General features: G+C 69.3%; 8 protein-coding genes. 6 read left to right on the forward strand and 2 right to left on the reverse strand.

Annotation, left to right across the window (positions count from 1 at the left end):
- Window positions 1–52: 52 nt before the first annotated feature.
- From G3N94_RS38010 to ugpC, 4 genes are read left to right on the forward strand one after another with little or no spacing between them, the layout of a single operon-like run.
- A complete protein-coding gene (locus G3N94_RS38010) occupies window positions 53–997 on the forward strand; it encodes a sugar ABC transporter permease (protein ID WP_205799358.1) in 945 nt (314 codons plus the stop codon).
- Window positions 994–1,848: a carbohydrate ABC transporter permease gene (locus tag G3N94_RS38015; RefSeq protein ID WP_205799359.1), complete on the forward strand. Its 855-nt coding sequence runs from the start codon at window positions 994–996 to the stop codon at window positions 1,846–1,848. Before G3N94_RS38010 ends, G3N94_RS38015 begins: the two co-directional genes overlap by 4 nt.
- A complete protein-coding gene (locus G3N94_RS38020) occupies window positions 1,845–2,570 on the forward strand; it encodes an HAD family phosphatase (protein ID WP_205799360.1) in 726 nt (241 codons plus the stop codon). Before G3N94_RS38015 ends, G3N94_RS38020 begins: the two co-directional genes overlap by 4 nt.
- 57 nt (window positions 2,571–2,627) lie before the next feature.
- On the forward strand, window positions 2,628–3,743 hold the full coding sequence (gene ugpC, locus G3N94_RS38025; RefSeq protein WP_205799361.1) for a sn-glycerol-3-phosphate ABC transporter ATP-binding protein UgpC: 1,116 nt from the start codon (window positions 2,628–2,630) through the stop codon (window positions 3,741–3,743).
- Between the two features lie 43 nt (window positions 3,744–3,786).
- Here ugpC and G3N94_RS38030 read toward each other — a convergent pair whose 3' ends face one another.
- Window positions 3,787–4,671 carry a LysR family transcriptional regulator gene (locus G3N94_RS38030; protein ID WP_205799362.1) on the reverse strand — a complete coding sequence of 295 codons (885 nt, stop codon included), beginning with the start codon at window positions 4,669–4,671 and terminating at the stop codon, window positions 3,787–3,789.
- A 114-nt stretch (window positions 4,672–4,785) separates the two neighbouring features.
- Between G3N94_RS38030 and G3N94_RS38035 the strand changes: the two genes are divergently transcribed.
- On the forward strand, window positions 4,786–5,994 hold the full coding sequence (locus G3N94_RS38035) for a serine hydrolase domain-containing protein (RefSeq protein ID WP_205799363.1): 1,209 nt from the start codon (window positions 4,786–4,788) through the stop codon (window positions 5,992–5,994).
- A complete protein-coding gene (locus G3N94_RS38040) occupies window positions 5,991–7,199 on the forward strand; it encodes an MFS transporter (RefSeq protein WP_205799364.1) in 1,209 nt (402 codons plus the stop codon). Before G3N94_RS38035 ends, G3N94_RS38040 begins: the two co-directional genes overlap by 4 nt.
- Before the next feature lie 100 nt (window positions 7,200–7,299).
- On the opposite strand, the gene G3N94_RS38045 is transcribed toward G3N94_RS38040, so the two are convergent.
- Window positions 7,300–8,301 (reverse strand): sugar-binding transcriptional regulator, encoded by a 1,002-nt coding sequence (locus G3N94_RS38045; protein WP_205799365.1) that lies wholly within the window; start codon window positions 8,299–8,301, stop codon window positions 7,300–7,302.
- Window positions 8,302–8,464: the final 163 nt, after the last annotated feature.

Genomic DNA, 8,464 nt, shown 5'->3' on the forward strand with positions numbered 1-8,464 from the left:
GCAACGCGGGCCGGCGGCAGCCGCCCGCGGTTCAACCGGAGGGACTCCGATCATGCGTCACCTACGTCTTCACCTGAGCCACGCGCCGTCGGTCGGCGACGCGTCGCCGCCGGGCGCGCCACGCCGCGTGCGCGGCGGCGCGAGCTGGCTCGTGTCGCCGTCCGTTGCAGTGCTGCTGCTGTGGATGGCAATCCCGCTCGCGATGACGATCTGGTTCTCGTTCTCGCGCTACAACCTGCTGAACCCCGACCAGAAGGGTTTCGCCGGACTCGACAACTACCGGTTCCTCGCGACCGATCCGTCGTTCCTGCCCGCGATCTGGCACACGCTTGTGCTGATCGGCGCGGTGCTCGCGATCACCGTGGCCGGCGGCGTGCTGATGGCCGTGCTGTTCGACCGCAAGTTCTACGGGCAGGGCATCGCGCGCCTGTTCGCGATCGCGCCGTTCTTCGTGATGCCGACCGTGTCCGCGCTGATCTGGAAGAACATGATCCTGCATCCCGTGTACGGGCTCGTCGCGAACGCGATGCGCGCGCTCGGGATGACGCCGGTCGACTGGTTCGCCGACTATCCGCTGACCGCGGTGATCATCATCGTTGCATGGCAGTGGCTGCCGTTCGCATTCCTGATCCTGTTCACCGCGATCCAGTCGCTCGACCAGGAGCAGAAGGAAGCGGCGCGCATCGACGGTGCGGGCCCGTTCGCGATGTTCTTCTACATCACGCTGCCGCACCTGAAGCGCGCGATCGCGGTCGTCGTGATGATGGAGACGATCTTCCTGCTGTCGATCTTCGCGGAGATCTACACGACGACGGGCGGCGGCCCCGGCAACGCGACGACCAACCTGTCGTACCTGATCTATGCGCTCGGCCTGCAGCAGTTCGACGTCGGCCTCGCGTCCGCGGGCGGGATCCTCGCCGTCGTGGTCGCGAACGTCGTGTCGTTCTTCCTCGTGCGGATGCTCGCGCGCAACCTGAAAGGAGAGTACGAGAAATGAGCGACCTGACTCTCGATACGGGCCGTCGCGCGCCTGCCGTGTTCGGCCTCGTGCGGCGCGCGCTGCCCGGCGTGCTCGCGTGGCTGATCGCGCTGCTGCTGTTCTTCCCGATCTTCTGGATGGCGATCACCGCGTTCAAGACCGAGCAGCAGGCCTACGCATCGACGCTGTTCTTCATGCCGACGCTCGACAGCTTCCGCGAGGTGTTCGCGCGTAGCAATTACTTCGCGTTCGCGTGGAACTCGGTGCTGATCTCGGCCGGCGTGACGGTGATCTGCCTGCTGTTCGCGGTGCCGGCCGCGTATGCGATGGCGTTCTTCCCGAACGCGCGCACGCAGAAGGTGCTGCTGTGGATGCTGTCGACGAAGATGATGCCGTCGGTCGGCGTGCTCGTGCCGATCTACCTGCTGTGGAAGAACGCGGGGCTGCTCGACACGGTGTCCGGGCTCGTGATCGTCTACACGCTGATCAACCTGCCGATCGCGGTGTGGATGACGTTCACCTACTTCAACGAGATCCCTAAGGACATCCTCGAGGCCGGACGCATCGACGGTGCATCGACGTGGCAGGAGATCGTCTACCTGCTGATGCCGATGGCGCTGCCGGGGCTCGCGTCGACCGCGCTGCTGCTCGTGATCCTGTCGTGGAACGAGGCGTTCTGGAGCATCAACCTGTCGAGCTCGAATGCGGCGCCGCTGACCGTGTTCATCGCGTCGTACTCGAGTCCCGAGGGGCTCTTCTGGGCAAAGCTGTCCGCAGCTTCCCTGCTCGCCGTCGCGCCGATCCTGATCGTCGGCTGGCTGTCGCAGAAGCAGCTCGTGCGCGGGCTCACGTTCGGGGCGGTCAAATGAGCGCGGCCGGCGAAGGTGCTACCGGCGAACGCATGAATCGCCACGACGGCGTGCTGATCTGCGATTGCGACGGTGTGCTGATCGACAGCGAGGCGATCGCCGCTGACGTGCTGGTGCGCGAGCTCGAAGCGCGCTGGCCCGACGTCGATGCGCGGCCGGCGGTGATACCGCTGCTCGGGCTGCGGATCGAACGCGTGCTCGCCGGCGCGAGCGACGCACTCGGCCGCACGCTGAGCGACGCTGACGTCGGCGCGATCCGGCGCACGGTCGAAGTGGCCGCGGTGAATGCGCCGGCCGTCGACGGCATCGCGGCGGCGCTCGCCGCGCTCACGCTGACGATCGCATGCGCGAGCAACAGCTACCGCGCATACGTCGAGGCCGCGCTCGCGCGCACGGGCCTCGAGCGCTTCTTCGGCGGGCGGCTGTTCTGCGCGGACGCCGTCGCGCGCCCGAAGCCCGCGCCGGACGTCTATCTTGCGGCCGCGCACGCGCTCGGCGTCACGCCCGCGCAATGCCTCGTCGTCGAGGACAGCGTGACCGGCATCACCGCGGCGGCCGCGGCCGGCATGACCGTGCTCGGCTTCGTCGGCGCGGGGCATGCGTCGCCCGCGCAGGTCGACGCGTTGCGCGGGATCGGCGCGCGTCACGTATTCGACGACATGCACGAGCTGCCCGGCTATGTCGCGCGCTGGCAGGCGACAGGCGCGGTGCTGCCGCATTGAGCAACGTGCCGCCCGCGGGCGGCGCATTACGAATCGAACCTCGAACGGAGACAAATCATGGCAAGCGTGCTCCTGCGCAACATCGCGAAGCGCTACGAAGACAACGAAGTGCTGCACAACGTGAACCTCGACATCGGCGACGGTGAATTCGTCGTGTTCGTCGGCCCGAGCGGCTGCGGCAAATCCACGCTGATGCGGATGATCGCGGGGCTCGAGGACATCTCGAGCGGCGAGCTGCTGATCGACGGCGCGAAGGTCAACGACGTGCCGAGCGCGAAGCGCGGGATCGCGATGGTGTTCCAGTCGTATGCGCTGTATCCGCACATGACGCTGTACGACAACATGGCGTTCGGCCTGAAGCTCGCCGGCGCGAAGAAGCCGGAGATCGACCAGGCCGTGAAGCAGGCCGCGAAGATCCTGCACATCGACCACCTGCTCGACCGCAAGCCGAAGCAGCTGTCGGGCGGCCAGCGGCAGCGCGTCGCGATCGGCCGCGCGATCACGAGGAAGCCCAAGGTATTCCTGTTCGACGAACCGTTGTCGAACCTCGACGCGGCGCTGCGCGTGAAGATGCGGCTCGAGTTCGCGCGGCTGCACGACGAGCTGAAGACGACGATGATCTACGTGACGCACGACCAGGTCGAGGCGATGACGCTCGCGGACAAGATCGTCGTGCTGTCCGGCGGCAGCGTGCAGCAGGTCGGCACGCCGAACACGCTGTATCACGCGCCCGCGAACCTGTTCGTCGCGGGTTTCATCGGCTCGCCGAAGATGAACTTTCTGCGCGGCACGGTCGAGTCGCTTGATGCCGGCGGCGTGCTCGTGCGCTTCGACAGCGGCGATACGCAGCGCGTGTCGGTCGATGCGGCGGGCTTGCAGCGCGGTGCGCCGGTGACGGTCGGGATCCGGCCCGAGCATCTGAAGGTGGGGGTGGGGGCGGGCGCGGCGGGTGTTGCCGCGAAGACGATGGCCGTCGAATCGCTCGGCGATGCCGCGTACCTGTACGCGGAGTCGGCGGTCGCGCCGGACGGCCTGATCGCGCGGATTCCGCCGCTCGATACGTATCGCACCGGCGAGGCGCTGCGCGTCCAGGCCGACGCGGACCACTGTCACCTGTTCGACGAAGCAGGGCAAGCGTTGCGCCGGCTGAGCCCGCACGCGAAGGCCGCGTAACGATCCGAAGCGGCCCGAGGTGACCTGAACCGGCCCGAATCGCTCAGAGGTGCAGGTGCGCGGCGACGTGATCGACGAACGCGCGCAATTTCGGCGTCGGATGCCGGCCTGACGGCCACAGCACGTAGAACGCGATGCGGCTCGCGACGTGCTCGTCGAGCACCGTGCGCAGCGCGCCGCTGTCGAGCGCGTCGCGCACGAAGAACTCGGGCAGGCACGCGATGCCGCGCCCGCGCAGCGCGAAGCACAGGCGCGCTTCCGCGTTGTTGCTGACCATCGACACGGGGACGACCGGCGGCGTGTCCGTATGTGGCGCGCGCAGCGGCCAGATCTCGAGTTTGCCGCTGCTCGGGAAGCGGTAGTGCAGGCAGCGGTGCGCCGCGAGATCGGCCGGCGTGCGTGGCGTGCCGTTTCGCTCGAGGTAGTGGGGCGATGCGACGAGGTGCTGTCGAAAGTGGCCGAGCAGGCGCGACGACAGCCGCGAATCGGACGGCTGCCCCGTGCGCAGCACCGCGTCGAAACCTTCGTCGACGACGTCGACGAGCCGGTCGCTGAAGTCGAGATCGAGTTCGATCTCCGGATACGCGGCCATGAAATCGGCGAGCACCGGCAGCATCAGCGAGCTGAGCAACGGCATGCTGACCCGCAGCCGGCCGCGCGGTGCTTCAGCCGTCTGCGTCAGCTCCTGCTCGGCCGCGTCGATCTCCGCGAGCACGCGTCGGCAGCGCTCGAGAAAGCGCGTGCCTTCGGCTGTCAGCGTGATGCTGCGCGTGCTGCGATGAAAGAGGCGCACGTTCAGGCGCGCCTCGAGCCGCGCGATCCGCTTGCCGACCGCCGACGCCGACAGCCCGAGCGCGCGGCCGGCCGCGACGAAGCTGCGCGTTTCCGCGACCTGCACGAATACCACGAAGCCGCCCAGACTTTCCATGCGTGAATTCCGATTGCGGACAACCATGTCCGGATTGTCCGGAACTCTAGCCCAGTTTTTCTTCTTTCGCTGGCTGCCTACGATGGGCGCTCATTCAACTTTCGAGGTCACGCCATGTCATCCCTGCCTGCCATCGTGCACGAACAGGAACACGAATACGAACCGGAAATCGCGCTGCGCGCGCGGCTTGACGCGGCGCTCGAGCGTGCGCTCGCCGATCAGCGCGTGGTCGGCACGGTCTTGCTGGTCGCCCGTCACGGCGAACTGCAGTATGCGCGCGCCGCCGGGCTCGCCGATCGGGAAGCGGGCACGCCGATGCGCGAGGACGCACTGTTCCGGCTCGCATCGGTGTCGAAGCCGATCGTGACGGCTGCGGCGATGCGGCTCGTCGCGGCGGGCCGCGTCGGACTCGACGAGCCGGTCACGCGCTGGCTGCCCGAGTTCCGGCCGCCGCTTCCCGACGGCGGCCCCGCGCACATCACGTTGCGCCAACTGCTGTCGCACACGGCCGGCCTCGGCTACCGCTTCTTCGAAGCCGACGCCGACGGCCCGTATGCGCGCGCCGGCGTGTCCGACGGGATGGATCGCGCGGGCATCACGCTCGCCGAAAACCTGCGACGCATCGCCAGCGTGCCGCTGAAGTACGCACCGGGGACGTCGTGGGCGTATTCGCTGGCGACAGACGTGGTCGGCGCGCTGATCGAGGCGGTTGAAGGGCGTCCGCTCGACGACGCGATCGCGGCGCTCGTCATGACGCCGCTCGGCATGACCGATACCGGGTTCGTCGCGCGCGACGCCGCGCGGCTCGCGACGCCTTACGTGAGTACGGACGGCGCGCCGCGCAGGATGGAAGCGTTCGACATCGTGCCGGTGTACGAGGGTACGGTCGGCATTCGCTACGAGCCGGCCCGCGTGTTCGATGCGGATGCGTTTGCGTCGGGCGGCGCGGGCATGGTCGGCACCGCGCGCGACTGCCTCGCGCTGCTCGACGCGCTGCGCACGGGCCGCGCGGGCTGGCTGGAGGCCGCGTGGACCGACGCGATGGGGCAGGTGCAGCCGGGTGCGCACGACTTGCCGGCCGCACCGGGCTTCGGTTTCGGTCTCGGGTTTTCGGTGCTGCGCGATCCGGTGGCCGCGCAGTCGCCGGAGCCGGCCGGCACGTGGCGCTGGGGCGGTGCGTACGGGCATGCGTGGTTCATCGACCGGGCGGCCGGGCTGACGGTCGTCGCGTTGACCAACACGCTGTACGAAGGGATGCACGGGCGCTTCGTGGCCGACGTGCGCGATGCGGTCTATGGCGTCGACGCACGGGAGCCGGCATGAGCGACACGACATCCACGACGGGCCGGCTCGCGCAGGCGGACGGGCGCGGTGAACGCCTGCCGGTCGCGAACCTGCTCGCACTCGCGACGGCCGGCTTCATTACGATCCTCACCGAAGCGCTGCCGGCCGGCCTGCTGCCGCTGATGAGCGGCGATCTGCGCGTGACCGAGGCGCTCGTCGGCCAACTCGTGACCGTCTATGCGCTCGGCTCGGTCGTCGCGGCGATTCCGCTCGTCGCCGCGACGCGCGGGATGCGCCGGCGCCGGCTGCTGCTCGCCGCGCTCGCCGGCTTCGTCGTGTCGAACGCGCTGACGGCCGCGTCTCCGTATTACGCGCTTACGCTCGGCGCGCGCTTCGTCGCGGGGATGTCGGCCGGCCTGCTGTGGGCATTGCTGGCCGGCTATGCGAGCCGGATGGTCGGCGAGCGGCTGCGCGGCCGCGCGATCGCGGTCGCGATGCTCGGCGCGCCCGTCGCGATGTCGATCGGCATTCCGGCCGGCACCGCGCTCGGCGCGGCGCTCGGCTGGCGCATCGCGTTCGGCGGCATCACGCTGGCCGCGCTCGCGTTGATGGCGTGGGTGCGTGCGCTGCTGCCCGATTATCCGGGGCAGCACGCTGGCGCGCACCAGCCGGTGCTCGACGTGCTGCGGCTGCCCGGCGTGCGGACGGTGCTCGCCGTGATGTTCGCGTACGTGATCGCGCACAACATCCTGTACACGTATATCGCGCCGTTTCTCGCCGGCGTGCGGATGGGCGCGCAAGTCGACGCGGTGCTGTTCGTGTTCGGCGTCGCGTCGCTGATCGGCATTGCGCTGACAGGCGTGTGGATCGTCCATGCGCTGCGGCGCCTGACGCTCGCGAGTGTTGCGCTGTTCGCGCTCGCGGCGTTGATGCTCGGCGTGGGCGGCGCTCATCCGCTCGTCTATGCGGCCGTCGCGCTGTGGGGGCTTGCGTTCGGCGGTGCGGCGACGCTGTTCCAGACGGCGTTGGCGCACACGGCGGGCGAGGCCGCCGATGTCGCGCAGTCGATGCTCGTGACCGTGTGGAATCTCGCGGTCGCGGGCGGGGGCGTCGTCGGCGGGCTGCTGCTCGACGGGCCCGGTGCAGGCGTGATGCCGTGGGTGCTCGTCGGATTGTTGACGGCTGCGTGGGGCGGCGCGTGGCGCGCGCGCCGGCATGGTTTTCCGGCGGCGGGGCTGGCGTAAGTTCGGTGGTGGGGGCGGCGCAGGTTCGGCGAGGGTGTGGCGCGAATCGGTGCGAGTCGGTGCGAGTCGACGCGGATCGATACGAGCCTGCGCCGCGGCGTCAGGACGCCTGAGCTTCGAGCGCCGCCCGCGCGCAAGTCTCGTCGGTCACGAGCCCCGACAGCCAGCCGCCACGCAGCGCGGCGATCACCGCGTCGCGCTTCTTCGGGCCACCCGCGAACGCGATCGTCGGGCGCTTCGGCGGCGAGCCGAGCGACACGCTCGTCGCGCGCGCGCTCGTCGATGCGGCGATCCGGCGGCCCTGCGCGTCGATCGGTTCGCCGAGCAGTTCGGCGACCGCGCCGAGCGCGATCATCTCGTCGCGCTCCTGTTCGGTGATGAAGCCGTCCTCGAACAGCGGGCAATGGGTGCCGATGTTGCCGATGCCGACGAATGCGACGTCGGCTTCGCCCGACAACGCCTCGACGATCCGGTACAGCCGGTGATTGCACCACTGCGCGCGCTCGGCATCGCTGTCCGCGAACAGCGGCGCAGGCAGCAGGAAGTGCTTGCCGCCCGTCTTCTCGGAGATGTACTGCGCGACGTCGTAGCGGTTCGACGAGCCGTCACCGGCGATCGCGCCGACCATCGACACGAGCCGGTGTTGCGGCCGGTCGAGCTGCGCGATCTGCGCGACCGCGGCCTTCAGCGTACGGCCGCTGCTGACCGCGATCACCATCGGCCGCGTCTCGTTCAGGTAGCGCTCCATCACCTGCGCACCGGCGACCGCGAGCTTGCGGTCGATCGCTTCGGGCGCATCGGCATCGACGGGCACGACCTCGCACATCGCGAGGCCGTAGCGCTTCGACAGTTGCGCACCGAGGTCGAGACAGTCGGCGAGCTGGTGATCGACGCGCACGCGGATCAGGTTCTTCTCGACCGCGAACGCGACGAGGCGCTGCGCGACCGGGCGCGACACCTGCAGTTTCTCGGCGATTTCGTTCTGCGTGTCGCCCGCAACGTAATACAGCCACGCGGCGCGCGTGGCGAGATCGAGTTTTTCTGAGGACTTGGGCACGATAGCGATTGAATTCGGATCCTGGCGCGCCGGTCGGCAGCGCATGGGTATGCACTGTACCGCACTCGCCGCGCGGGGCCGGTTCACCTGTCGGGCAAGGCCGCGTGGCGTCGCGCGGCGCCGCTCACGCGAGTCGCGCGCGCGACGGCTCGTAGAGCGGGCGCACGTGCCGGTACAGCGTGCGGAACGCCGTCAGGCGCTCGCGCAG

This window comes from Burkholderia sp. Ac-20353 (assembly GCF_017104785.1).
In the GTDB taxonomy this organism is placed as follows: domain Bacteria; phylum Pseudomonadota; class Gammaproteobacteria; order Burkholderiales; family Burkholderiaceae; genus Burkholderia.